24 protein-coding genes are annotated in these 23,879 nt (G+C 59.9%); 13 read left to right on the top strand and 11 right to left on the bottom strand.

The genetic code is table 11. The features are described 5' to 3' along the window. Positions 1-7 precede the first annotated feature (7 nt). The 6 genes from hemC to BTE54_RS10370 all read left to right on the top strand — a co-directional run bounded on the left by hemC (position 8) and on the right by BTE54_RS10370 (position 6,058). On the top strand, positions 8-937 hold the full coding sequence (hemC, locus tag BTE54_RS10395) for a hydroxymethylbilane synthase (RefSeq protein ID WP_078052369.1): 930 nt from the start codon (positions 8-10) through the stop codon (positions 935-937). Between the two features lie 4 nt (positions 938-941). Then, a complete protein-coding gene (locus BTE54_RS10390) occupies positions 942-1,682 on the top strand; it encodes a uroporphyrinogen-III synthase (protein ID WP_078052368.1) in 741 nt (246 codons plus the stop codon). Between the two features lie 73 nt (positions 1,683-1,755). Continuing rightward, a complete protein-coding gene (locus BTE54_RS10385; protein ID WP_078052367.1) occupies positions 1,756-3,213 on the top strand; it encodes a COG4223 family protein in 1,458 nt (485 codons plus the stop codon). A 4-nt stretch (positions 3,214-3,217) separates the two neighbouring features. Next, positions 3,218-4,834 (top strand): heme biosynthesis protein HemY, encoded by a 1,617-nt coding sequence (locus tag BTE54_RS10380; protein ID WP_078052366.1) that lies wholly within the window; start codon positions 3,218-3,220, stop codon positions 4,832-4,834. Positions 4,835-4,848: 14 nt separating this feature from the next. Next, entirely contained in the window at positions 4,849-5,337 is a 489-nt protein-coding gene (locus BTE54_RS10375; RefSeq protein ID WP_078052365.1) for a TerB family tellurite resistance protein, read from the top strand. Continuing rightward, a complete protein-coding gene (locus tag BTE54_RS10370; RefSeq protein WP_003523491.1) occupies positions 5,327-6,058 on the top strand; it encodes a glutamine amidotransferase in 732 nt (243 codons plus the stop codon). Before BTE54_RS10375 ends, BTE54_RS10370 begins: the two co-directional genes overlap by 11 nt. A 12-nt stretch (positions 6,059-6,070) precedes the next feature. Here the strand turns inward: BTE54_RS10370 and BTE54_RS10365 are convergent, their stop codons facing one another. Then, positions 6,071-7,303 (bottom strand): MFS transporter, encoded by a 1,233-nt coding sequence (locus BTE54_RS10365; RefSeq protein ID WP_078052364.1) that lies wholly within the window; start codon positions 7,301-7,303, stop codon positions 6,071-6,073. A gap of 246 nt (positions 7,304-7,549) precedes the next feature. Between BTE54_RS10365 and BTE54_RS25070 the strand changes: the two genes are divergently transcribed. Beyond that, a complete protein-coding gene (locus tag BTE54_RS25070) occupies positions 7,550-7,840 on the top strand; it encodes a YggT family protein (RefSeq protein ID WP_003523487.1) in 291 nt (96 codons plus the stop codon). Further along, on the top strand, positions 7,837-8,148 hold the full coding sequence (locus BTE54_RS25065) for a DUF167 domain-containing protein (RefSeq protein ID WP_168208084.1): 312 nt from the start codon (positions 7,837-7,839) through the stop codon (positions 8,146-8,148). Before BTE54_RS25070 ends, BTE54_RS25065 begins: the two co-directional genes overlap by 4 nt. Positions 8,149-8,253: 105 nt before the next feature. Here the strand turns inward: BTE54_RS25065 and ppa are convergent, their stop codons facing one another. From ppa to BTE54_RS10340, 4 genes are all read right to left on the bottom strand, one after another. Continuing rightward, positions 8,254-8,787 (bottom strand): inorganic diphosphatase, encoded by a 534-nt coding sequence (ppa, locus tag BTE54_RS10355; RefSeq protein WP_003523485.1) that lies wholly within the window; start codon positions 8,785-8,787, stop codon positions 8,254-8,256. A gap of 170 nt (positions 8,788-8,957) precedes the next feature. Further along, positions 8,958-9,464, bottom strand: coding sequence for a GNAT family N-acetyltransferase (locus BTE54_RS10350; RefSeq protein WP_003523484.1), 507 nt, complete (start codon positions 9,462-9,464; stop codon positions 8,958-8,960). Positions 9,465-9,680: 216 nt separating this feature from the next. After that, on the bottom strand, positions 9,681-11,501 hold the full coding sequence (gene typA / locus BTE54_RS10345) for a translational GTPase TypA (protein ID WP_065656937.1): 1,821 nt from the start codon (positions 11,499-11,501) through the stop codon (positions 9,681-9,683). A gap of 163 nt (positions 11,502-11,664) precedes the next feature. Further along, positions 11,665-13,725: a M3 family metallopeptidase gene (locus BTE54_RS10340; RefSeq protein WP_078052362.1), complete on the bottom strand. Its 2,061-nt coding sequence runs from the start codon at positions 13,723-13,725 to the stop codon at positions 11,665-11,667. Positions 13,726-13,916: 191 nt separating this feature from the next. Between BTE54_RS10340 and BTE54_RS24960 the strand changes: the two genes are divergently transcribed. From BTE54_RS24960 to BTE54_RS10330, 3 genes are read left to right on the top strand one after another with little or no spacing between them, the layout of a single operon-like run. Continuing rightward, on the top strand, positions 13,917-14,144 hold the full coding sequence (locus BTE54_RS24960) for a hypothetical protein (RefSeq protein ID WP_158080267.1): 228 nt from the start codon (positions 13,917-13,919) through the stop codon (positions 14,142-14,144). After that, positions 14,102-14,560: a MarR family winged helix-turn-helix transcriptional regulator gene (locus BTE54_RS10335; protein WP_078052361.1), complete on the top strand. Its 459-nt coding sequence runs from the start codon at positions 14,102-14,104 to the stop codon at positions 14,558-14,560. Before BTE54_RS24960 ends, BTE54_RS10335 begins: the two co-directional genes overlap by 43 nt. 5 nt (positions 14,561-14,565) lie before the next feature. Next, on the top strand, positions 14,566-15,762 hold the full coding sequence (locus tag BTE54_RS10330; protein ID WP_174039719.1) for a multidrug effflux MFS transporter: 1,197 nt from the start codon (positions 14,566-14,568) through the stop codon (positions 15,760-15,762). 54 nt (positions 15,763-15,816) lie between these two features. On the opposite strand, the gene BTE54_RS10325 is transcribed toward BTE54_RS10330, so the two are convergent. After that, positions 15,817-17,040 (bottom strand): argininosuccinate synthase, encoded by a 1,224-nt coding sequence (locus BTE54_RS10325; protein ID WP_003523477.1) that lies wholly within the window; start codon positions 17,038-17,040, stop codon positions 15,817-15,819. 314 nt (positions 17,041-17,354) lie between these two features. Between BTE54_RS10325 and BTE54_RS10320 the strand changes: the two genes are divergently transcribed. Both BTE54_RS10320 and BTE54_RS10315 read left to right on the top strand, forming a co-directional pair. Continuing rightward, positions 17,355-18,209 carry an SDR family NAD(P)-dependent oxidoreductase gene (locus BTE54_RS10320; RefSeq protein ID WP_078052459.1) on the top strand — a complete coding sequence of 285 codons (855 nt, stop codon included), beginning with the start codon at positions 17,355-17,357 and terminating at the stop codon, positions 18,207-18,209. A gap of 128 nt (positions 18,210-18,337) precedes the next feature. Continuing rightward, on the top strand, positions 18,338-18,985 hold the full coding sequence (locus tag BTE54_RS10315) for a LysE family translocator (protein ID WP_003523192.1): 648 nt from the start codon (positions 18,338-18,340) through the stop codon (positions 18,983-18,985). A 40-nt stretch (positions 18,986-19,025) separates the two neighbouring features. On the opposite strand, the gene BTE54_RS10310 is transcribed toward BTE54_RS10315, so the two are convergent. The 5 genes from BTE54_RS10310 to BTE54_RS10290 form a co-directional block, all read right to left on the bottom strand. After that, on the bottom strand, positions 19,026-19,820 hold the full coding sequence (locus BTE54_RS10310) for an ABC transporter ATP-binding protein (RefSeq protein WP_065656934.1): 795 nt from the start codon (positions 19,818-19,820) through the stop codon (positions 19,026-19,028). Beyond that, positions 19,817-20,698, bottom strand: a complete 882-nt coding sequence (locus tag BTE54_RS10305) for an ABC transporter permease (protein ID WP_003505036.1) — start codon at positions 20,696-20,698, stop codon at positions 19,817-19,819. The genes BTE54_RS10310 and BTE54_RS10305 overlap by 4 nt, the downstream gene beginning before the upstream one ends. 107 nt (positions 20,699-20,805) lie before the next feature. Further along, a complete protein-coding gene (locus BTE54_RS10300) occupies positions 20,806-21,759 on the bottom strand; it encodes an ABC transporter substrate-binding protein (RefSeq protein ID WP_003523186.1) in 954 nt (317 codons plus the stop codon). 109 nt (positions 21,760-21,868) lie between these two features. Beyond that, complete coding sequence (gene rlmN / locus BTE54_RS10295) at positions 21,869-23,041, bottom strand: 23S rRNA (adenine(2503)-C(2))-methyltransferase RlmN (RefSeq protein ID WP_078052458.1); 1,173 nt, start codon at positions 23,039-23,041, stop codon at positions 21,869-21,871. 266 nt (positions 23,042-23,307) lie between these two features. After that, positions 23,308-23,811, bottom strand: coding sequence for an invasion associated locus B family protein (locus BTE54_RS10290; protein ID WP_003523183.1), 504 nt, complete (start codon positions 23,809-23,811; stop codon positions 23,308-23,310). Positions 23,812-23,879 lie beyond the last annotated feature (68 nt).

The following is a 23,879-nucleotide window of genomic DNA, read 5'->3' as shown; positions in this document are numbered from 1 at the left end:
GACGCGGATGCAAACAAAACCTTTCCGAATCGGCACGCGCGGCAGCCCGCTGGCGCTCGCGCAGGCTTACGAGACGCGCAACCGGCTGATGGCGGCGCATGGCCTGCCGGAAGAAATGTTCGAAATCGTCGTGCTGTCCACCAAGGGCGACCGGATAACCGACCGTGCTTTATTGGAGATCGGCGGCAAGGGCCTGTTTACCGAAGAGCTGGAAAGCCAGCTTCTATCCGGCGAACTCGATATGGCCGTGCATTCCTCCAAGGACATGCCGACCCTTCTGCCCGAAGGGCTCTATCTGTCCGCTTTCCTGCCGCGCGAAGACATACGCGACGCCTTCATCGGCCGCACCGCACCGAAGCTGCTGGAGCTGCCGCAGGGCGCCGTGGTCGGCTCCGCATCCCTGCGCCGCCAGGCGCTGATCCGCCGCCTGCGGCCGGATCTGAACGTTATCATCTTCCGCGGTCAGGTCGATACCCGCCTGCGCAAGCTGGAGGAAGGCCAGGCGGATGCGACGCTTCTCGCCTTTGCTGGCCTGAAGAGACTTGGTAAGGACAATGTGCCGACGGAAATTCTCGACCCGAAGGAATTCCCTCCTGCTCCGGCCCAAGGCGCAATCGGCGTGGAAAGCCGCATCGGCGATACACGCATGGACGAACTGCTCGCACCCATAAACGACAGGCCCACTCATGATGCCGTCACATGCGAGCGCGCCTTTCTGGCAGCCCTCGATGGTTCCTGTCGCACGCCGATTGCCGGCTACGCCACCTGCCATAGTGAGGAACTACATTTTTCCGGCCTGATCCTCACCCCCGATGGCCAGACAAGCCACGGCATCGAAGCCTCCGGCAACCGCCGCGATGCCGCAAAGCTCGGCCGGCAGGCCGGCGAAGACGTGCGCGCCAAGGCGGGCAGCAATTTCTTCGAAGGCTGGAGCTGAGCCGATGCGGATCGTCGTCACCCGGCCGCAGCGTTCGGGCGAAAGGACAGCCGCAAAGCTTGAAGCGCTTGGCCATGCGCCGGTGCTTCTTCCGCTGTTTTATCCCGCCCATCATGGCGAACGCGCCGTCTCGGCGCTATCCGCCCCGCTGGCGGCCATCGCGGTGACCAGTGCCGAGGCGCTGCGGGCGCTAGAAACATCACGGGACGGGCTGGCTCCCTATCTGTCAAAACCGCTTTTCGCCGTCGGCGGAACAACGGCGGAAGCGGCGGGAAAAACAGGCTTCGCACGGATTTTCACCGCCTCCGGCGACGCCGTGAGTCTGACCGCGCTGGTGACTGAGCACCGGACTCTATTTTCCGAAGAAGAGCCCCTGCTCTATCTCGCCGGCAGGCCCCGTGGCGCCGTCTTCGAGAAAGGCCTTGCCGCTGCCGGCATTCCCTTCAGAACGGTGGATTGTTACGAGATGCTGTCCTCCGACATTTCGGAGACGATGCTAGAGACGGCGCTTGTCGAAAGCGCTGCCGATGTGGTCCTGCTCTATTCATCGGAAGCGGCGCGGGCGTTTTTTCATCATGTATCGACGGAAAAATACGTGGCGGCGCTGGCAACGACACAATTCATCTGCATCAGCCGCAACGTGTTTTCTCTCGTTCCGGAGATCTTCCGCGCAAACGCCAAGGCCGCCGAAGAACCGAGCGAAGCCGCGATGTTTGAACTTCTACGCCACAACTCTGGAACCTAATTCGAGCTCGCCTCTTTCCTTTGCCGCCGTCACTGACTAGGTTTAGATTACTGCAGGCAGAAATGAGGTTGTCATGGTATCGGGAAAGCCGCCACGCCACTCCAAGTCCAAAGCCGAACCGGTCACCATCGACCTGGACGCCAAAGACGTGAAAGCAATTTCCGCCGACGTGGACGCTGCCAAGACGGACGAAAAGCCCGGTGACAAAACACCTGAGGCCACCGCAGAGCCGGGTGTTTCGGAGACAAAGCCCGAAGCAGCCGCAACGGGAAACCCCGCCCCCATCTGGGACCAGCCCAAGAAAACCCCTATCGAGCCCGAACCCAATGTCGGCAAAGCGGAATCCGTAGCCACGGCACCGAAGGCTGAGAGCGCCGCAGACAAGCAGCCCGCAGACAGGCAGAAAGACCCCGTCTCGCCGGCCCCCGTTTCGCCTAAAGCCGATACAAAACCGTCGACGGGCACCACCGACACGAGCGCGGCTGCGGCCGCAGCAGCTGCTGCGAAGCCGGCCTTCGGCTCCACAGCATCCAGCAGCGCCACCGCTGCAAAACCAACGACGGCGACCTCCTCCTCCTCGGGGCCGGCAAAGCCCTCCACACCGCAGCAGGAGGAGCGCAAACAGGCCGCGACCTCCGGCCTGATCGCGGCAGGTATCGTCGGCGGCCTTGTCGCGCTCGCCGCCGCCGGCAGCATGCAATATACCGGCATCCTGCCCTCCTTCAATGCAGGCAGGGCGGGAAGCGAAGAAATCGCCGCACTGAAAACCGATCTCGGCAGCTTGCGGCAGCAGCTTGCCAATGCGCCGGTCGGCGACACCTCCGCGCTGGAACAGCGCATCGCAACCCTCGAAGGCGCAAAGGGCGAGGCACCGCAGGTGGATGGGCTGTCGGAAAAAATCGCCGCGCTGGAATCCACCCTCCAGTCGGAGCGATCCGCGCAGGCATCGGCGACGGCGGAACTGACACGCCGCCTTGCGGATGCGGAAGCCAAGATCAACGAGCCGCGCGACGATATCGAAGTCGCCCGCGCCATCGCTTCCGCGGCGCTGAAGGCCGCGATCGATCGCGGTGGGCCGTTCCTGACGGAACTCGACACACTGTCCAAGGTAACGCCCGACGATCCGGCCATCGCATCGCTGCAATCCTTCGCCGCAACCGGTGTGCCGTCACGTTCGGAACTGATGCAGAAATTCCCTGACGTCGCCAATGCGATGCTTTCCGCGATCAACCAGCCTGACCCCAATCAGGGCATCATGGAACGCCTGACCGAAAGCGCTTTTTCGCTGGTAAAGGTGCGTCCGGTCGGAAATATCGAGGGCGAAACCTCTGAGGCCAAGATCGCGCGCATGGAAAACAAGCTGCGCAACGGCGATCTGCAGGGCGCAGCACTTGAATGGAACGGGCTTCCCGATGCCGCCAAGACGGCATCCGCCGATTACAAGAAATCGCTGGATGCGCGCATCGAGGTCGAGAATCTGGTCGGCGGCACGTTGAACCGCGCCATCACCAGCACCGGCAGGCAGGGGTAAGGGCATGACCAGAATTCTGACTTTCGCCGTTATCGTTCTGGCTCTCGGCTTCGGTTTCTCCTGGCTGGCCGACAGGCCGGGTGTGCTTTCCATCGTCTGGCAGGGCCAGCTGATCGAAATGAGCCTGATGGTCGCCGCCTCCATCATCGCGGCGCTGGTCGCCGCCGTCATGCTGGTCTGGTGGATCGTCAATGCCATCTGGACCTCACCCAATGCCGCCCGTCGTTATTTCCGCGCCCGCAAGCGCGACCGGGGTTATCAGGCGCTCTCCACCGGGCTCATCGCCGCCGGGGCCGGCAATGCCATCCTCGCCCGCAAGATGACGGCCCGTACTCAAGGGCTGCTCAGCGCCGATCAGGAGCCGCTGATCCATCTGCTCGATGCGCAGGCCGATCTCATCGAAGGCAAATATGACGAGGCGCGGCGCAAATTCGAAGCCATGGCCCGCGATCCCGAGACTCGCGAACTTGGCCTTCGCGGCCTTTATATCGAGGCCCGCCGTCAGGGCGCCTATGAAGCCGCCCAGCAATATGCCGAGGATGCAGCGGAAAAGGCTCCCTATCTGCCCTGGGCCGCGCAGGCGACGCTGGAAAACCGCTGCCGCAACGGGCAGTGGGACGATGCCATCCGCCTGCTCGACCAGCAGAAGGCAGCCGGCGTTATCGAACGCGGTGAGGCGGAACGTCTGAAAGCCGTGCTTCTTACTGCCAAGGCCGGCGAAAAGCTGGAAAGCGATCCGGTCGGCGCGCGCGAGGATGCCAAGCACGCTCTCAAGCTTGCCAGGAGCTTGGTTCCGGCAGCGCTGATCGCGGCGAAATCCTATCTCCGGGAAGACAATCTGCGCAAGGCAGCCACGGTTCTGGAGCCCGTCTGGAAGAACGATCCGCACCCGCAGATCGCCGAACTTTATGTCCGCGCACGCAGCGGCGATACCGCCATCGACCGGTTGAAACGGGCTGAGCGGCTTGAGGGCCTGAAGCCCAACAACATCGAATCCCTGTTCGCCGTGGCGCAGGCGGCGCTCGACGCCAAGGAATTCGCCAAGGCGCGAGCCAAGGCCGAGGCCGCCGCCCGGATCGAACCGCGCGAGAGCATCTTCTTGCTGATGGCCGATATCGAGGAGGCCGAGAGCGGCGATCAGGGGCGTGTGCGCTACTGGATGGCGCAGGCGCTGCGCGCGCCGCGCGACCCCGCCTGGGTGGCCGACGGCATCGTTTCGGAAAAATGGCTGCCGGTCTCGCCGGTCACCGGCCGTCTCGATGCTTTCGAATGGAAAGCGCCTTTCGGCCAGCTCGAAGCGCCCGTTGAAGACCTGACAATCGAAAACGCGATTGCCGCAGCGCCCGCACGGGCCGAACCGGCCGCGAAGACGATCATTGTCGAAGCCGCGCCGGAGACGCCCGCCGAACCAAAACCGGCCCCGGCCGCACCGATCGAGGTCAAGCCGGCCGTATCGGTCCCGCAGGAGAAAAAGCCGGTCACAATCGAAGCGCCAGTGGAAACCGGTGCCGCGGATGAAAAGGCGGAAGCCGTGCCGTTTTTCGGCGGCGCGCCGGATGATCCGGGCGTCAAGAAACCCGGTGCGGAAGCCGAACCCAAGACCCGGCTCAAACTCTTCTGACGAACAGGATATCGATGTTCCAGCAAATACAGTCGTTTATTCAGAACCTCGTCGGCCCGCATGGGGATGATTTCAGTCCGGACGATCTGAGGGTGGCGGTGGCCGCCCTCTGTTTCCAGGTCATGGAAGCGGATGGCACCGTCTCGAAAAGCGAGCGTGACCGCCTGCGCGAAATCCTGCAGGATTATTACCATCTCGATGCCGGAAAGCTGGATGCACTTCTCGCCGCCGGCCAGGAGGCAGGCAAGGAAGCCGTCGATTATTACCGTTTCACCACCGATATACGCCGCCATCTGGATGAAGAGCAGCGCGTGGAGCTTATTGGCATATTATGGGATATTGTTTACGCTGACGGCGAACGAAGCGAAATGGAAGACCATGTGATCTGGCGAGTCGCCGACCTGCTTGGTGTATCCGTGCGCGACAGGGTTCTGCAACGTCAGCAGGCCGCCACGAGGTCCGGGCCCGCTGAAGAAAGCGAAAACGAAGACGATGCTGTTTGACCCTTCCAGGCAACAGAGAAAACAACCATCGCTGCTCATCGTCCTGCATCAGGAACGTTCCACGCCCGGCCGCGTCGGCCAGATGCTGGTGGAAAAAGGGTATCGTCTGGATATAAGGCGCCCTGCGCTCGGCGACGACCTGCCGCAAACGCTGGAGAAACACGCGGGCGCCATCATCTTCGGCGGACCGATGAGCGCTAACGATTCTCATGACTACGTCAAAGCCGAAATCGACTGGCTGAAGGTGCCGTTGAAGGAAAACAAGCCCTTTCTCGGCATCTGTCTTGGCGCGCAGATGCTGTCCAAACATCTCGGCGGCAAGGTGGAGGCCGACAGGGAGGGCAAGGTGGAGATCGGCTGGTATCCGCTTCATGCCACCGAACATGGGCGGCTTCTGATGCCGCATTGGCCGAAGATGGTCTATCATTTCCACAAGGAAGGGTTCGAGCTGCCGCGCGGAGCCGAACTTCTGGCCTCGGGCGAGACCTATCCCAATCAGGCCTATCGCTATGGAAAAAATGCCTGGGGCCTGCAGTTTCACGCCGAGCTGACCCGCGCCATGATGCATAGCTGGGTGGTGCGCGGCGCGCAGCGCTTCGGCATGCCCAATGCGCAGGTGGGCAGCCAGCATCTGGAAGGCCGCATGCTGTTCGACACGCCGCTCAGGGCCTGGCTGGGCAATTTCCTCGATCTCGTTTTTGAGGGCAAGGCGCAGCGCTGAGGCCCGTGGCCGTCAGTGCGGCGCATCCAGATTGTCGATCTTGCGCAGCTTGGAGAAACCGAGCGCCCAGATAACCGCCACAGCAAGCGTGCCCGCCCCGCCGATGACAACGGCCGGTACGGCCCCGACGACATGCGCCATGGTGCCGGCGCGGAATTCGCCCAGCTCGTTCGATGCGCCGACGAACACCATGTTCACGGCATTCACACGCCCGCGCACCTCATCCGGCGTCCACAACGCGATCAGGGTCTCGCGAACATAAACCGACACCATGTCTGATGCGCCCATGACCACCAGCGCGGCGATGGACACCCATGCGGTTTGCGAAAGCCCGAAGACCACGGTGGAGATGCCGAAGAGGCCGACGCCTGTAAACATCAGCAGACCGGCGTGATGACGAATGGGCTTGAAGGCCAGAATGACCGCAACGGTGATGGCCCCGATGCCGGGTGCTGCCCGCAGAAGCCCGAGACCCCATGGCCCGAGCGTCAGCACTTCCTTGGCAAAAATTGGCATCAGCGCAACCGCGCCGCCCAGCAGCACCGCGAAAAGATCGAGCGATATCGCACCGAGAACGATTTTTTCCTGCGCGATGAATTTGAACCCGGCGAGCATGGTTTCGAGACTGATGGCTTTTGCGGGGCCGCGTTGTTCCGGCTTGCGGATCGTCACCGCAAGCGCCGCCGATACGATGAAGAGCACGAATGCCACACTATAGGCGACGGAAGCACCGAGGCCATAAAGCAGGCCGCCGGCGACGGGACCGAGAATGGACGCCATCTGCCACGACGAGGAATTCCAGGCGATGGCGTTCGGCAAATCCTCTACCGGCACGAGATTGGGCGCCAGCGACTGAACCGCCGGCCCCATGAAGGCGCGCTCTATGCCGAAGACGACAAGAATGACGAAGACCGGCCAGGGGGAAAAGCTGTGCGTCAGCGTAAGACCCAGAAGAGCGGCAGCGCACAGCGCCGCAATCAGCAGGCATATGGACATGATGCGCCGACGATTGTGCCGGTCGGCGACCGTTCCGGTGACGAGGATCAGAAGCAGAGACGGCAGAAACTGGAAAAGACCGATCAGGCCGAGATAAAAGGCGTTGCCGGTCACCTCATACATCTGCCAGCCGACCGAGACGCTGACGATCTGGATGGCGAAGGCCGAAAAAAACCGGGCGCTGAAAAAGCGGCGATAGGAACTATGCCGGAATGCACCGAAACGGTTTTCGGCGGAAGGGAGGGACATCGGCTGGGTGCTCGCGAGACAATATGAGAGCTTTGCAATAGAGCGATATCACAGGAATCGCCAGCCCTCACTGACGGGATGACGAAAAGTGTGAGCGGTTTTCGTCCGAAATCCCGCTGCAAAGCCACGAGCCAGATTGTGATGATCGCCGGTCGATCAGATCAAAGATCATTACGATCTGGCGCAACACTTGCCGGTTCACGGTTCAATGTCTAAATGTCTTGCAACCAAGATACGGAGATATTGATGCTTGCCCTGTTTCAGACCATCGATCTGGCCTTGAACCTCTATACGTGGGTGCTGATCGCCAGCGCTATTTTTTCCTGGCTTTACGCCTTCAACGTCATCAATTCCCGCAACCAGTTCGTGAACGCCATCGGCAGCTTTCTGTTCAATGTCACGGAACCGGTTCTGCGCCCCATCCGCCGCATTCTGCCCAATCTCGGCGGCATCGACATTTCGCCGATCATCGTGCTCCTGATCATCTTCTTCATCCGCTCCTTCATGTGGAACACGCTTTACCCGATGGTCGCTTGAGCGCCTGCTGGCAGAAGCATAGCGACCATGTCCGCCTGACCGTCCGCCTCACACCGAATGGCGGGCGGGACGCCATCGAGGGCGTGGAAAAGGATGCGGAGGGAAACGCGCATCTGAAGGCCCGCGTCAGCGCCGTGCCGGAAGGCGGCAAGGCCAACAGAGCCCTGATTGTTTTGCTGGCGAAAAAACTCGGCCTGCCGAAATCCTCCATCAGCTTCGTTTCAGGCGAAACGGCGCGTAAAAAAATCCTCCGGATCGACACCGACCCGGAGGATTTCGAAGAGCTATTCAAAAAGCTCGAAAACTAAAGCGCATCGCGTCTAATCTGATTCCCGCGACGCGCTTTAAATCTTTGTTTTTAAGCATGTCTTGGTCCGAAAACCGCTGCACACTTTTGGGAGACATGCTTTAGATCAGCCCTGCGCCTTGTAGCGCTCGATGGCTTCGACGATCAGCTTCTTGGCGACGTCGACATCCTGCCAGCCGCCCATCTTCACCCACTTGCCGGGCTCCAGATCCTTGTAGTGCTCGAAGAAGTGCTCGATCTGCTTCAGCGTGATTTCCGGCAGGTCGGTGTAATTGTGGACCTTGTCGTAACGGCGCGTCAGCTTCGGAACCGGCACGGCGAGGATCTTCTCGTCCTTGCCGCCGTCATCTTCCATGATCATCACGCCGATGGGGCGGACATTGATGACGCAGCCCGGAACCAGCGGACGGGTGTTGCAGATGAGAACGTCGATCGGGTCGCCATCGTCAGACAGGGTGTGCGGTACGAAACCATAGTTACCCGGATAGGTCATCGGCGTGTAGAGGAAGCGATCGACGATCAGCGCACCGGCATCCTTGTCCATCTCGTACTTGATCGGGTGTCCACCGACCGGCACTTCAACGATGACATTCACGTCATCCGGCGGATTCTTGCCTACGGAAATTGCATCGATACGCATTCGCTTCCCTCATTCGACGGGTTGGATTTGGTTTTTCGATACTGGGAAAGTCGCCGCATTGCAACATGGCTTTGGGCGGATAAGGCAGAATGCGGGATTTGAGGCTATCGCAATTGCGCATGGCCGGCCGCGAGAACGAACCCCGGGGCCAAATCACCTGGCATTGTTTGTCAGTTCCAGACGAAACCGACCTTGCGAAGCGACTTGCCGTCGAAATCTTCCATGCCTTCGGCGATATCGCGGCCACCGTGAGAGCGGAAAAAGCGGTTGGCCACATCGCTATCTTCAAGGCACCAGACAACGATGCCGTTGCAGCCAAGCGAGGTCAGCAGTCTGCGCGCTTCCGTAAACAGCAGCGAGCCAAGCCCGATGCCCTGATATTCCGGCCGGAGATAAAGTTCGTATATCTCGCCGTCCTGCGGCAGCCCGCGTGCCCGGCTGAGGCCCAGTGTCGCATATCCGGCGACCACACCGGCCACCTCTACCACCAGCATGGTTGCGGAGCCTTTGGTTGCCTTTTTCCACCAGACTTCTCCACGACGCTCGAGCATCTGCGTCAACGGCCGATGCGGGATAAGGCCGGCATAGGCCTGTTGCCACGACAGACGGTGCGCCTCGGAAATGGCGCGCGCATCATGCGGTTCAGCACGGCGAACATCGATGGATAACGTTTTCATAACGCGATTCTGGCCCCGGCCACGGAAACTTACCAGTCATAAAGGTTAACGCCGGCAAGCTTACCCACAGCCTATTCATGTGGACGACTGATAAAAATTAACGCATCCTTAACCTTTGGCACAAGCACCTTTCGACTCATGCACACATAAAAACGAACGCATAAAAAAACCCGGCTCAAGGCCGGGTTTTTTCAAATTCATAACGGCAAGCCGCAATCAGACAGCGAGCTTGGCCTTTTCAAAACGCTTGCGATCGTTGGCGTCCAGGAACATCTTGCGCAGACGGATGGACTTCGGCGTCACTTCCATCAGCTCATCGTCCTGAATCCAGGAAAGCGCGCGATCGAGCGTCATGCGGATCGGCGGCGTCAGCTTCACGGCTTCATCCTTGCCGGCAGCGCGGATGTTGGTCAGCTGCTTGCCCTTCAGCACGTTCACTTCGAGATCGTTATCGCGAGAGTGAATACCGATGATCATACCGGCATAGACCTTCTCACCCGGCTCGATGATCATCGGGCCGCGATCTTCCAGGTTGAACATGGCGTAAGCAACAGCTTCACCCGAACCGTTCGACAAGAGAACGCCGTTCACGCGACCGGCAATCTGGCCCTTGAAGGGCTGATAGTCGTGGAAGAGACGGTTCATGATCGCCGTACCGCGCGTGTCGGTCAAAAGCTCCGACTGGTAGCCGATCAGGCCACGGGTCGGCGCATAGAACTTCAGACGAACGCGATTGCCGCCGGAAGGACGAAGCTCCGCCATTTCAGCCTTGCGCTCGGACATCTTCTGGACGACGACGCCGGAATGTTCTTCATCAACGTCGATCACGACTTCTTCGATCGGCTCCAAGAGGGTGCCGTTCTCATCCTTGTGCATCACGACGCGCGGACGCGAAACGGCAAGCTCGAAGCCTTCGCGACGCATGGTTTCGATCAGAACCGCCAGCTGCAATTCGCCACGACCGGAAACGAAGAACGAATCCTTGCCTTCGGCTTCTTCGATCTTCAGCGCAACGTTGCCTTCGGCTTCCTTGAACAGGCGGTCACGGATAACGCGGCTCGTAACCTTGTCGCCTTCGGTGCCAGCCAGCGGGCTGTCGTTGACGATGAACGACATGGTGACGGTCGGCGGGTCAATCGGCTGTGCCTGCATCGCCTCGGTAACCGACGGATCACAGAAGGTGTCGGCTACGGTGCCTTTGGAAAGACCGGCGATGGCGACGATGTCACCCGCATGGGCCTCCTCAATTGCCGTGCGCTCGATACCGCGGAAGGCGAGGATCTTGGAAATGCGGCCTGTTTCAATTGTCTTGCCGTCCTGGCCAAGCACCTTCACAGCCTGGTTCGGCTTGATCGAACCGGACGCGATGCGGCCGGTGATGATGCGGCCGAGGAAGTTGTTGGCTTCAAGGATCGTGCCGATCATGCGGAACGGGCCCTCTTCAACCTTGGGCTCCGGAACGTGCTCAAGAACCAGATCGAGCAGCGGTGCAAGACCCTGATCCTTCGGACCTTCCGGGTTGACGTTCATCCAGCCATCGCGGCCAGAACCGTAGAGGATCGGGAAGTCGAGCTGCTCGTCGGTGGCGTCGAGGTTGGCGAAGAGGTCGAAGACTTCGTTGATGACTTCTTCGTGGCGGCCATCCGGACGGTCGATCTTGTTGATCGCGACGATCGGGCGAAGACCGACCTTCAGCGCCTTGCTGACCACGAACTTGGTCTGCGGCATCGGGCCTTCCGAGCTATCGACCAGAACGATAGCACCGTCCACCATCGACAGGATACGCTCGACTTCACCGCCGAAGTCGGCGTGGCCGGGGGTGTCGACGATGTTGATGCGTACACCCTTCCACTCCACCGAGGTCGCCTTGGCGAGAATGGTGATGCCACGTTCCTTTTCGAGATCGTTGCTATCCATCACGCGCTCGGCGACACGCTGGTTGTCGCGGAACGAGCCGGACTGCTTCAGAAGCTCGTCCACGAGCGTCGTTTTTCCATGGTCAACGTGCGCGATGATCGCGATGTTGCGAAGTGCCATTGTTCAAAATCTCTGAGGTTGGGCGCTATATTGATGAGAAACGCCAATTTAGTTTGGCGCGCTCATAACCTTTTTTTTGCAAATGCGAAAGGGGGGGCCTTGTCATAAGCCCCCTGCACTCAGGTTCTAGCTCAGAAATATGACAGTCTTTTATACCGGACACTTATGCCAGACCACGCTTCAAAAGCATGGCGTCCGGGCTTGGCATCTTGCCGCGAAAAGCAAGATAGGCCTCTTCCGGATCGATGGAACCGCCGACGGAATAGATATTGTCTTTCAACTTGCGCGCCATCTCGCCATCGAAGGGGTTGCCCGTTTCCTCGAAGGCCGAAAAGGCATCGGCGTCCAGCACTTCCGACCACATGTAGGAATAATAGCCGGCCGAATATCCATCGCCGGAGAAAACGTGCTGGAAATGCGGGGTCGCATGCCGCATGACGATAGACTTCGGCATGTTCAGGGTGGAGAGCACCTCACCCTGCACGACCATCGGATCGCTCACGTTTTCCCGCGTGTGGAACGCCATGTCGACAATCGCCGACGAGGTGAATTCCACCGTGCTGAAACCGGCATTGAAGGTCTGCGCGGCCAGAACCTTATCCAGCAGCGCCTTCGGCATCGGCGCGCCTGTGTCATAATGCAGGGCGTATTTTTCCAGGATTTCCGGCACCGTCAGCCAATGTTCGTAAAGCTGCGACGGCAATTCGACGAAATCGCGCGAGACGCCCGTTCCGGAAACGGAGGGGTAAGTGACATTTGACAACATGCCATGCAGCGCGTGGCCGAATTCGTGAAACAGCGTGCGCGCATCGTCGAGCGAAAGCAGCGCCGGTTTGCCTTCGGCCGGTTTGGCGAAATTGCAGACATTGTAGATGATCGGAATTTCTCCGACCGTGCCGTTCTTCAAGGGCAGCTTGTGCTGCGACTGGAAGGAGCTCATCCACGCGCCGGAGCGCTTGGAGGGGCGGGCGAAATAATCGCCGAGGAACATGGCCTTCAGACCGCCCTTTTCGTCGCGGATTTCGAAAACCCGCACATCCGGGTGATAGGCGGCGACGCCTTTGACTTCGACCGCCCGAATCCCAAACAGCCGCCCGGCCACATCGAAGCAGGCCTCAATGATCTTTTCGAGTTGCAGATAAGGCTTCAATTCGGCCTCGGAGAAGCTGAATTTCCGTGCCCGCAGCTTTTCGGCATAATGCCGCCAGTCCCAGGGCAGCACTTCGTGATTCCTGCCCTCCTCGGCGATGATTGCGGCCAGTTCGGCCTCTTCCTCGCCCGCACGGCGCACGGCCTTTTCCCAGACCTGCCCTAAAAGGCCGTTCACGGCATCCGGCGTCTTCGCCATCGTGTCATCAAGCTTGTAGGCGGCGAAATTCGCGTAACCGAGAAGCTTTGACTTTTCCTCGCGCAGTTCGAGCGTGCGGTGGACGATCTCGCGATTGTCGGTCTCGCCGCCATTCTCGCCGCGCGCCACCCAGGCCCTGAAGGCCTGCTCGCGCAGATCGCGGCGTTCGGAAAAGGTCAGGAAAGGTTCGATGATGGAACGGGAAAGGGTGACGGCAAATTTGCCGTCCTCGCCATGCTCACGGGCCGCACCCGCCATCGCGTCGCGCAGGAAACCGGGAATACCGGCAAGTTCCTCTTCCGTGGAAAGCAGAAGCTTCCAGTTCTTTTCATCCGCCAGCACATTCTGCCCGAATTTCGCACCGAGACCCGCAAGCTCCTCATTGATCGCCGCCAAGCGTTCCTGCCGGTCCTTCGGCAGCTTGGCGCCTGAGCGCACGAAACCCTTCCAGTGCCGCTCAAGGACGCGGCTTTCCTCACCCGTCAGCCCAAGCGTTCCGCGCTTTTCCCACAATGTATCGATGCGCTTGAACAACGCTTCGTTCATGCCGATCTTCGAATAGTGCCGCGACAGTTTCGGTGCGATATCGCGCTCCAGCGCCTGGATCACACCATTGGTATTGGCGCCTGCCCTGTTCCAGAACAGCGCCGAAATGCGCGAAAGATCGTCTCCGGCGATTTCGAGCGCGGTCACGGTGTTTTCGAAGCTCGGGGCCTCAGCATTGCCGGCAATCGCATCGATTTCCTGTTCGTGGGACAGAAGGGCGGCATCGAAGGCCGGAGCGAAATCCTCATCCCTGACCGCATCGAATTTCGGCAGACCATTGTGGCCGTTCCAGTCAACGAGTGCGGGATAAAGCGCGGTCTTGGATGGCATTTCATCTTCCTTGAACGATTCCGGTTTAAGCCCATATGGGCACGCCTCCACCGGCAATTCAATGCCGGACTTTGGTGTAAGGAAGATTGGCTGCGACCTGATTTTTGCTTTTGCCCCAACTGCCGGCACAGCAGCCGGATACCGATGGCGGGTGACCTGTGTAAGGGACTTGACCGACGATATGGACCGGCATGGCAGATGAAATAAAATGCGGGATGCCCAATCTTCTTTGCTTTGGCGTAACAATCTTCGATTATGTTGCCGACCGTAACGCAATCGAACTGACACATACTTTACTCGATTTTCAACAATATGATTTATGCGCCATTGATTATCGCCGGGATTTTAGTAAGGCTGACTTACGAAAAGGCGAAGCATGGGCACTAAACGCGAAAAAGACTCATTGGCATTTTTACTGAACAGCGGCGCACGCCTGCTGAACAGTGCGTTTGAGCGCCGAATTTCTGAAGCCGGACTGGGCCTGACGCCCGGCGAAGCGCGCGCATTGCTGACGGTTGCCGTCGTTGATGGCAGCAAACAGTCGGATATCGCCGCCCGGCTCGGCATCGAGCCGATGACGATTTGCGCCTATCTCGACAAGCTGCAATCTCTCGATCTCATCGAACGCCAGCAGGACCCGCAGGACAGGCGTTCCAAGCGCATCGTGCTGACAAAAAACTCCACCGAGATGCTGGAAGCCGTGCGCCAGGAAATCGATGAACTCGTCCGTCACGCCACACAGGGCCTGAATGAAGAAGAGGTCGCGCTTTTCCGCAGCTTCCTGCAGACCCTTCGCAACAATCTCCAGCCGGAACAGCCGGGCCAGAGCTGCTGATCGCAATGTCGCCAGAAACGATCATGTCCAGAAAGCGCACGGCCATACTCGGTGCGTTGCTGACGGCACTGGCGCCGATTTCCATGGCGATCTACACACCGGCCATGCCGGAACTGACGCGGGTTTTCTCCACCACGGAATCCGCCGTCAAACTCAGCCTCTCGCTTTATTTCGCCGGTTTCGCCATCGCCCAGCTGCTCGCCGGCCCGGCATCCGATGCCTTCGGTCGGCGAAAGGCGAGTCTCGTCTTCCTCTCCATCTTTCTGGGCGGTGGACTGCTGGCGATCTTTGCCCCAACAATTGAAGTGCTGCTCTTCGCCCGGCTTGTTCAGGGCATTGGCGCCTCCGTCGGCATGACGGTGGCGCGCGCCATCGTGCGCGATCAATTCACGGGCGCAGAAGCCTCCAGCATCATGAACCTCATTGGCATCATGCTGGCCGTTGGCCCCGCCATGGGCCCGACCATCGGCGGGCTTTCGCTTGCGGCTTTCGGGTGGCAATCGGTATTTTTCCTCATGGCCGGCCTCGGGGCCCTCACCATCTTCTCCGTCGTGGTCTTCCTGCGCGAGACGACGAGCCCGGACAAGAACCTGATCCGCCCGCACCGCCTCCTGTCGGCATATGGGACATTGCTCACCGAGCCGCGTTTTCTTCTGGCCGCACTGGTGCTCGGCGGTTCCATCGGCGCGCTTTATGCGCAGGCGACCATGCTGACCTTCATCCTCATCAACAAGGTCGGCATGACGCCCACCGCCTTCGGCATCGGCATGCTGATGCAGACCGGCGCTTATTTCTTCGGCTCAATCGCCCTGCGTTATATCGCACCGCAGCTGGGCGACCGCCGTTCGGTCGTCCTCGGCCTCTGTTTTTCGGGAACAGGCGGTCTCCTTATCCTGCTGTCGGTGTTCCTGATACCGCCATCCTTTCTTTCGATCATGGGACCCGTGGCGGTCGCAACGGTCGGCATCGCCTTATTGACGCCGTCCATGGTGACGGCGGCCCTCGCCCCATTCCCACATATTGCCGGCTCGGCATCGGCGATGATGGGGTTCATTCAGATGGGGTCGGGGTTTGCGGGCGGTGCCGCAGCCTCGCTTATCGGTTCGCCTCTGACCGGCTTCGGCATCATCATCCCCGTGATGGAATTCACCGCAATCGCCAGCTATATCGGCTTCCGTATCGTCTCCAGACGAGAGACATGAAAAAACCCGCCGGCGTCGCCGCCAGCGGGTTCCATCATTTCCATTCCAGCAGAATTATTTGCTGATATTGCGCTTCGCGAGCGTGCGAAGACGCAGCGCGTTGAGCTTAATGAAGCCTGCCGCATCCTTCTGGTCATAAGCGCCGTGGTCGTCCTCGAAGGTCACCAGCGCGTCGGAATAGAGCGACTTGGCGCTCTCGCGGCCGGTTACCATGACATTGCCCTTGTAGAGCTTCAGCGTCACTTCGCCTTCCACATGTTCCTGGCTCTTGTCGATCAGCGCCTGCAGCATTTCGCGCTCTGGCGAGAACCAGAAGCCGTAATAGATAAGCTCGGCGTAGCGCGGCATCAGCTCGTCCTTGAGGTGGGCTGCACCCCGGTCAAGCGTGATGGATTCGATGGCGCGATGCGCGGCAAGCAGGATGGTGCCGCCGGGCGTCTCGTAAACGCCGCGCGACTTCATGCCGACGAAGCGGTTCTCAACCAGATCGAGACGGCCGATGCCATTTTCGCGGCCATAGTTGTTCAGTGTCGCAAGAAGCGTCGCCGGCGACATTTCGACGCCGTTGATGGAGCAGGCATCGCCCTTGCGGAAACCGACCTTGATGACGGTTGCCTTATCGGGCGCGGCTTCCGGGGAAATGGTGCGCATATGCACATATTCCGGTGCTTCCTGCGCCGGGTCTTCCAGAACCTTGCCCTCGGAGGAGGAGTGCAGCAGGTTGGCGTCGACCGAGAAAGGCGCCTCGCCCTTCTTGTCCTTGGCAACCGGAATCTGGTGCTGTTCGGCGAAGTTCAAGAGGTCGGTACGGCTCTTGAACGTCCAGTCGCGCCAGGGAGCGATAATCTTGATATCCGGGTTCAGCGCATAGGCCGAAAGCTCGAAACGGACCTGATCGTTGCCCTTGCCGGTGGCGCCATGGGCGATGGCGTCGGCGCCGGTCTTCTTGGCGATTTCGATCAGGTGCTTGGAAATCAGCGGACGGGCAATGGAGGTGCCGAGCAGATAGACGCCTTCATAAACGGCGTTGGCGCGGAACATCGGGAACACGAAATCACGCACGAACTCTTCGCGGACGTCCTCGATGAAGATTTCCTTGATGCCCAGCATCTCGGCCTTCTTGCGCGCGGGCTCAAGTTCTTCGCCCTGGCCGAGATCGGCGGTGAAGGTCACGACCTCCGCGCCGAGTTCCGTCTGAAGCCATTTCAGGATGATCGAGGTGTCGAGACCGCCGGAATAGGCGAGAACGACTTTCTTAACGTCTTTCGGAAGTGCCATAGTGATGTCCATCTGCATGATGACGGCATTGGGACACCGCCATTTCCTTGGGATTTCGGCACTTTTACAGTGCAACCCGAAATGTGTGAAGCGCTTTTCCGTGAGATAAGCGACAAAACAATTGATGGGCGGGTACGACAGTGGGCGATCACCGGGCGCATCGATGGGAACGAAGCAATTGTCACATGCATTATGAAAATTCGCGCTTTATCATAAGCGGCGCGATCGACTTGAAGACCGTGAATGAAGCCACTCAGGTTCAGGCAACGTTGCAAACCGCTGGAAACAGCCGAAACGACGCGAAGGAGAAACCTATGACGACCATCCACCCCGCATTCAAGGAAGATAATGTCGCTGTCATCACCGGTGCGGCATCCGGCATCGGACTTGCCGCCGCCCGCAAATTCGCCGGTTTCGGCATGAGTGTCGTGCTCGTCGATCTCGACGGCGACAGGCTTGCCGCAGCCCATGCGGATATTCTGGCCGTCGCCAAGGACGGCGAAGCGCAGATCGTCGCCATCCCGACCGACGTATCCAAACTCGATGAACTGGAGGCGCTGGAGCGCGCCGTGATCCAGCGTTTCGGACGCGTCCACGTTCTGATGAACAATGCCGGCATTCAGCCCGGCAGCGCCATTTTCGGCCCACAGGCCAATTGGGAAAAAATCATCAACGTCAATCTGATGGGCGTCGTGAACGGCAGCCGCGTCTTCGGCCAGGGCATGATCGCCCATGGAGAGCCGGCGCTCATCATCAATACCGGCTCGAAGCAGGGCATCACCACGCCTCCCGGCGATCCCGCCTACAACGTCTCGAAGTCCGGCGTAAAAACGTTCACGGAAGCGCTTCAGCACGAATTGCGCAATATTCCGAACGGCTCGGTTTCCGCCCATCTGCTGATCCCCGGTTACGTTTTCACCGGCCTTACCGCCCATGGCAGAACGGAAAAGCCGGAAGGCGCATGGACCGGTGAACAGACCGTCGACTTCATGGTCGAAAGCATCGGCCGCGGTGATTTCTACATTCTCTGCCCGGATGGCGAGGTGGACCGCCCGACGGATGAAAAACGCATTCTCTGGGCGGCCTATGACATCGTCCAGAACCGCCCGCCGCTGTCACGCTGGCATACGGAATACTCCGCCGCCTTCACCAGCTTCCTGAAAAACTGAATGTTCCGGGCCGCCGCGATGTGACCGTTGCGGCGGCTTTTCGCGCCGATGCATTGGCGCTCAAAAACATTGGCAGAAGCGCGAAATCGCGTTAAGCACGGCAACCTCCAGATTTTACGGGTGCCGCGATGGATTTCGTTCCAGGCCTGCCAACATTGATCGCCTTCACCATCGCCATTCTGCTTCTGGCGGTGACGCCGGGGCCTGACATGACGCTGTGGATCAGCCGCTCGCTGCGCGAGGGCCGGACGGCGGGTTTCATGACGCTTCTGGGAACCAATATCGGCATTACCGTGCACACCATGCTCGTCGCCTTCGGCGTCGCCGCCCTCATCGTCGCTTCGCCGACCGCTTTCATGATCCTGAAGACCGGCGGAGCCGCGTATCTCGTCTGGCTCGCCATTCAGGCGATCCGCAAGGGCTCGGATTTCGTGATGGTGAAAAGCACCGGCGAAAAAGCGCAGTCCTCGCTGAAATCAGCGCTGTTGAACGGCATCTGGGTGAACCTGCTGAACCCGAAGATCATCATCTTTTTCATGACCTTTCTGCCGCAATTCGTCAGCGCATCCGACCCGCATGTAACCGGCAAGCTGATCTTCCTCGGCATCTGGTCGATCATCGTCGCGCTGCCGATCGGCATCGGCATCGTGATCGCCGCAGATGTTCTTTCAGCCTGGCTGCAACGCAACCGGAAAATTCTGCGCGGACTGGATTATACGATCGCCGGCGTCTTTTCGCTTTTTGCCGTCAAGATTTTCTTCACGCAGGCGCGCTGACGGCAAATAAAAAAAGGCGCCTTACGGCGCCTTTTTACAATCAACCGATCAGCAACTCATCGTCATCGAGCTTCTGGCCGCGTATCTTGCGGAACATGTCGATCAGGTCCTCGACCTCGAGATCCTTACGGCTGTCACCGGAGACGTCGAGCACGATCTCACCGGCATGCAGCATGATCGTGCGAGTGCCATAATCCAGCGCCTGACGCATGGAATGGGTAACCATCAGCGTCGTCAGCTTGCGCTCCGACACGACCTTACGGGTCAGCTCCATCACGAATTCGGCCATGCCGGGATCGAGAGCAGCCGTATGTTCATCGAGCAGCAACACATCCGAGCCGGACAGTGTCGCCATGACGAGCGAGACCGCCTGCCTCTGGCCACCGGACAGAAGGTCCATACGGTCCTTCAGACGATTTTCCAGCCCGAGATTGAGCGAGGCAATGCGTTCCTTGAAGAAATCCCGACGGCCGCGCCCAAGCGCCGGCAGAAGGCCGCGACGCTCGCCGCGCGAAGCTGCCAGCGCCAGATTTTCCTCAATGGTGAGCGCGCCGCAGCTGCCCGCCAGCGGGTCCTGAAACACCCGCGCCACCCGCCCAGCCCGGCTGGCGGTCGGTTTGCGGGTAACATCGGCGCCGCCGATCATCACCTTGCCCGCCGTCGGCAGGACGTCGCCCGCCAGAACGCCGAGCAGCGTCGATTTGCCGGCGCCATTGGAACCGATGACGGTGACGAAGGAGCCATCGTCGATGGTGAGATCGATCTTGGAGAGCGCCTGCTTCTGCAGCGGCGTGCCGCGCCCGAAGACAACCTGGATATCGGAAAGGGAAATCACGATGTTGCTCCCCCGCGGCGCAGTCGGGGCAGGATCAATGCGATTGCCACCAATACCGCCGTTACGAAATTGAGATCGGACGCCTTGAGGCCCAGCACATCGCTCGACAGGGCAAGCTGGATGGCGAGACGATAGGCGATGGAGCCGAAAACGCAGCCGATCAGCGCGATCAGAATGCCGCGCGCGCCGAACAGCGTTTCGCCGATGATGACGGCGGCAAGGCCGACGACGATGGTGCCGACACCGGAGGTCACATCCGCAAAGCCGTTGGTCTGCGCAAACAGCGCGCCGCCGAGAGCGACCAGCGCATTCGAAAGCGCCATGCCGAGGTAGATCTGGTTGCCGGTCTTCACGCCCTGCGCCCGCGCCATCCGCGCATTGGCGCCCGTCGCCCGCATGGCAAGGCCCGCATCGCTTTCAAGAAAACGCCAGACCAGAATGACCGCGATCAGCACCAGCGCGCCGACGAACAGCGGCCGCACCAGATATTCCGACAGGCCGAGGCCGTAAAACGGCGAGATCATCGTATCCTGATTGAGCAGCGCGACATTCGGCTTTCCCATCACGCGCAGATTGACGGAAAACAGCGCGATCATCGTCAGGATCGAGGCAAGCAGGTTGAGGATCTTGAAACGAACGTTGAGCGTCGCGGTCACGATGCCGGCGGCGGCACCGGCCACCATCGCAATCGCCGTCGCGACCCAGGCATTCAGACCGGCGATGATCAGCACGGCAGCGACAGCAGCGCCGAGCGGAAACGAACCGTCCACGGTCAGGTCAGGAAAATCAAGCACCCGGAAAGCGAGATAAACGCCGATCGCCACGAAAGCGAAGACCAGTCCCAGCTCCACGGCACCCCAGAAGGCGATTTGGCTCACGGTAATGTCCTTGTTATTGCCGCCATCAGGCGGAGACGGGCACCGTCTCGTGCCACGTAAAACGGGCGGCGAATTTGCCGCCGCCCGTTATTCAGTCTGGTTTCGGTTCAGTCGATGACCTTGGTGGCGCGCTTGGTGATGCTTTCCGGGAAGGTAACGCCAGCTTTTTCGGCGGCCTTCTTGTTGATCACCAGATCAGTGCCGACAGCAACGGTTGCCGGAATATCTCCCGGCTTTTCACCCTTGAGGATGCGGACGACGACGGCACCGGTCTGCTTGCCAACGTCGAAATAGTTGAAGCCGAGGGCGGCAACCGCACCGCGGGCGACGGAATCCGTATCGGCGGCGTAAAGCGGGATCTTGGCTTCGGATGCAACGCCGGCAGCCGCTTCGAAAGCGGAAACGATGGTGTTGTCGGTCGGAACGTAGATCACATCGGCCTTGCCGACCAGTGCGCGGGTTGCGCCCTGCACTTCTGCGGACTTGGTGGCGACGGATTCAACAACCTTGAGACCCGCCTTCTCGGCTTCGGCCTTCAAGAGGGCCAGCGTCGAAACGGAGTTGGCCTCGGCCGAGTTGTAGATGAAACCGATCGACTTGGCGTTCGGGGAGATTTCCTTGATGAGCGCCAGATGTTCGCCAACCGGCAGCATGTCGGAAAGGCCGGTCACGTTGCGGCCGGGCTTTTGCATGTCCTTGACGAGCTGTGCGCCGACCGGATCGGAAACCGCCGTGAAGACGACCGGAATGTCGCGCGTGGCGGCAACGACGGCCTGCGCGGACGGCGTCGAGATCGGCACGATGACGTTGGGCGCATCGCCTACGAACTGGCGGGCGATCTGCGCCGCGGTGCCGGGATTGCCCTGCGCGGACTCATAAAGGAACTTGAGGTTCTCGCCTTCCTTGTAACCAGCCTCGGCAAGCGCGGCCTTGACACCATCACGGGCGGCATCAAGCGCCGGATGTTCAACGATGGCGGTGACGGCGACGGTGACGTTTTCAGCCTTGGCCGGCAGAACGAGGGCGCTCGCGGCAGCGAGAGCCAGAATGAATGCGCGCATGGATATCCTCCTGTTGGTTCCCTGTTTTCGTCTTCTTAGGAACAAGACAGCCCGAAATCAATCGGAGAACCGCTGCAAAACAAGCTTTCAGGCGGCAATTGCGGCTTATTCAGTCATCCGCGCCATGGTTGGCGATCATCATCGCCTCGAAAGCCAACCTTTCGGTCTTGCGCATGCGCTCGGATTCCGACTTCAGCTGGCCGCAGGCAGCGAGAATATCGCGGCCGCGCGGCGTGCGGATCGGCGAAGCATAACCCGCCTGATTGATGAAATCGGCGAACTTCTCGATCTGCGCCCAGTCCGAGCACTGATAGTTCGTGCCCGGCCATGGGTTGAACGGAATGAGGTTGATCTTGGCCGGAACGCCCTTCAAAAGCTGCACCAGCATCTTGGCGTCTTCCAGGCTGTCATTCACATCCTTCAGCATCACATATTCGAAGGTGATGCGGCGGGCGTTGGAGAGGCCCGGATATTTGCGGCAGGCTTCGATCAGTTCCTTCAGTGGATATTTCTTGTTGATCGGCACCAGCATGTCGCGCAGCTCGTCGCGCACCGCATGCAGCGAAATCGCCAGCATAACGCCGATCTCATCGCCGGTGCGGAAGATTTCCGGCACAACGCCCGAGGTGGAGAGCGTGACGCGACGCTTGGAGAGCGACAGGCCGTCGCCATCGGTGGCAATCAGAAGCGCGGTCTTCACATGCTCGAAATTATAGAGCGGCTCGCCCATGCCCATCATCACGATGTTGGAGACCTTGCGGCCTTCACTCGGCACATAAGCGCCCACCGGCGTCGAACCATCGGGAAAATCGCCGAGCCGATCACGGGCCAGCAGAAGCTGGGAGAGGATTTCCTCAGCCGTCAGGTTGCGCACGAGGCGCTGGGTGCCGGTGTGACAGAAGGAACAGGTCAGCGAACAGCCCACCTGGCTCGAAATGCACAGCGTACCGCGACCCTCTTCGGGAATATAAACCGTCTCGATTTCGACCGGACGTCCCGCACCGCGCGGCGGGAACCGCATCAGCCATTTGCGGGTACCGTCATTGGAGATCTGCTCCTCGACGATTTCCGGGCGGGCGATGGTGAAGGCCGCCTTCAGCTTCTCGCGAAGCTCCTTGGCGACATTCGTCATATTGTCGAAATCGGAGACGCCGCGCACATAAAGCCAGTTCCACAACTGGCTGACGCGCATCTTCACCTGCTTCTGCGGCACGCCGATCTCGGCCAGTGCCTCGCCCATGTCCTCACGCGTCAGGCCGATCAGCGACGGCTTGCCGGACATCAGATCGCTATTGGCGATCAGCGGGGTTTTGACTGCCAGGCCGGCAGGGGCTTGCATTACGGACATCACGCTATCCCACCATTCCATGCATCGCACGACCAGCCTGTCGGATAGGCGGAAAATCGTCTGCATGTCGAGAAAATCAAAGGCGGAGCATTTTTCGCGCATCCGCCTGTCAATGTTGCCGCGCCTTTAGCATCAAACAAGCAAAAACGCAAATGGCCGGTCAATGACCGGCCATTGGCGAATGCGATAAAGCGTCAGGGTTACTTGCAGCTCTCGATCTGCTTGAGAGCCGCCGAAATACCCGACAGCGAATAGGAATAGGAGGTCGCGGTGCCACGGCCGGAAACTGCCTTGACGGTCATCGACTTGCCGCCCTTCATGGCGGCGACGAGTGCCGGTTCTTCAGCAGCGTTTTCAACCCAGGCTGCCTTGTCCTTGGTGAACATGACAAAGTTCTTGTTGTCGATCGTCACATTGACCTTGGAACCCTGCTTGAGCGGATAACCCACCATGGCCTGCGGCTCATAGGAAATGTTCTGGCCGGGACGCTGCGACACGATGAAGAAGATATCGCCATGGTCGACGCTTGCCGGTTCCTTGGCGGTCGGAATGGAAAGAACGTAGCAGACGGTGCTGTTGCCCGATTTGTACGAATAGGCACCCCACGCATTGAACTGCTGGATGCGCGTGGGCGACTGTGCAGATGCTACGCCGACGCTGGTCAGCAAAATGGCCGCTGCGGTTGCTACACTTCTTACAAACATAGAATTTCCTGCCGGGTTATTGTCTTCCATTAGCCCGAAGCAGCGGCGGGCTCCATTTTCTGGATCGG

This window comes from Agrobacterium sp. YIC 4121 (assembly GCF_002008205.1).
Lineage (GTDB): Bacteria > Pseudomonadota > Alphaproteobacteria > Rhizobiales > Rhizobiaceae > Agrobacterium > Agrobacterium leguminum.
Note: the sequence above shows the minus strand (reverse complement) of the source record. Positions and strands in the feature narration are given on the sequence as shown.

Excerpts from the sequence above, each read along its gene's own strand:
- BTE54_RS10330 (WP_174039719.1), top strand. The coding sequence starts at position 14,566 with ATGTCGCCAGAAACGATCATGTCCAGAAAGCGCACGGCCATACTCGGT.
- BTE54_RS10340 (WP_078052362.1), bottom strand. The coding sequence starts at position 13,725 with ATGCCATCCAAGACCGCGCTTTATCCCGCACTCGTTGACTGGAACGGC.
- BTE54_RS10290 (WP_003523183.1), bottom strand. The coding sequence starts at position 23,811 with ATGTTTGTAAGAAGTGTAGCAACCGCAGCGGCCATTTTGCTGACCAGC.
- BTE54_RS25070 (WP_003523487.1), top strand. The coding sequence starts at position 7,550 with ATGCTTGCCCTGTTTCAGACCATCGATCTGGCCTTGAACCTCTATACG.
- BTE54_RS10335 (WP_078052361.1), top strand. The coding sequence starts at position 14,102 with ATGGGCACTAAACGCGAAAAAGACTCATTGGCATTTTTACTGAACAGC.
- BTE54_RS10385 (WP_078052367.1), top strand. The coding sequence starts at position 1,756 with ATGGTATCGGGAAAGCCGCCACGCCACTCCAAGTCCAAAGCCGAACCG.
- BTE54_RS10390 (WP_078052368.1), top strand. The coding sequence starts at position 942 with ATGCGGATCGTCGTCACCCGGCCGCAGCGTTCGGGCGAAAGGACAGCC.
- ppa (WP_003523485.1), bottom strand. The coding sequence starts at position 8,787 with ATGCGTATCGATGCAATTTCCGTAGGCAAGAATCCGCCGGATGACGTG.
- BTE54_RS10370 (WP_003523491.1), top strand. The coding sequence starts at position 5,327 with ATGCTGTTTGACCCTTCCAGGCAACAGAGAAAACAACCATCGCTGCTC.
- BTE54_RS10365 (WP_078052364.1), bottom strand. The coding sequence starts at position 7,303 with ATGTCCCTCCCTTCCGCCGAAAACCGTTTCGGTGCATTCCGGCATAGT.
- BTE54_RS10375 (WP_078052365.1), top strand. The coding sequence starts at position 4,849 with ATGTTCCAGCAAATACAGTCGTTTATTCAGAACCTCGTCGGCCCGCAT.
- BTE54_RS10380 (WP_078052366.1), top strand. The coding sequence starts at position 3,218 with ATGACCAGAATTCTGACTTTCGCCGTTATCGTTCTGGCTCTCGGCTTC.
- BTE54_RS10325 (WP_003523477.1), bottom strand. The coding sequence starts at position 17,040 with ATGGCACTTCCGAAAGACGTTAAGAAAGTCGTTCTCGCCTATTCCGGC.
- typA (WP_065656937.1), bottom strand. The coding sequence starts at position 11,501 with ATGGCACTTCGCAACATCGCGATCATCGCGCACGTTGACCATGGAAAA.
- BTE54_RS24960 (WP_158080267.1), top strand. The coding sequence starts at position 13,917 with ATGGCAGATGAAATAAAATGCGGGATGCCCAATCTTCTTTGCTTTGGC.
- BTE54_RS10350 (WP_003523484.1), bottom strand. The coding sequence starts at position 9,464 with ATGAAAACGTTATCCATCGATGTTCGCCGTGCTGAACCGCATGATGCG.
- BTE54_RS10320 (WP_078052459.1), top strand. The coding sequence starts at position 17,355 with ATGACGACCATCCACCCCGCATTCAAGGAAGATAATGTCGCTGTCATC.
- hemC (WP_078052369.1), top strand. The coding sequence starts at position 8 with ATGCAAACAAAACCTTTCCGAATCGGCACGCGCGGCAGCCCGCTGGCG.
- rlmN (WP_078052458.1), bottom strand. The coding sequence starts at position 23,041 with ATGTCCGGCAAGCCGTCGCTGATCGGCCTGACGCGTGAGGACATGGGC.
- BTE54_RS10300 (WP_003523186.1), bottom strand. The coding sequence starts at position 21,759 with ATGCGCGCATTCATTCTGGCTCTCGCTGCCGCGAGCGCCCTCGTTCTG.
- BTE54_RS10315 (WP_003523192.1), top strand. The coding sequence starts at position 18,338 with ATGGATTTCGTTCCAGGCCTGCCAACATTGATCGCCTTCACCATCGCC.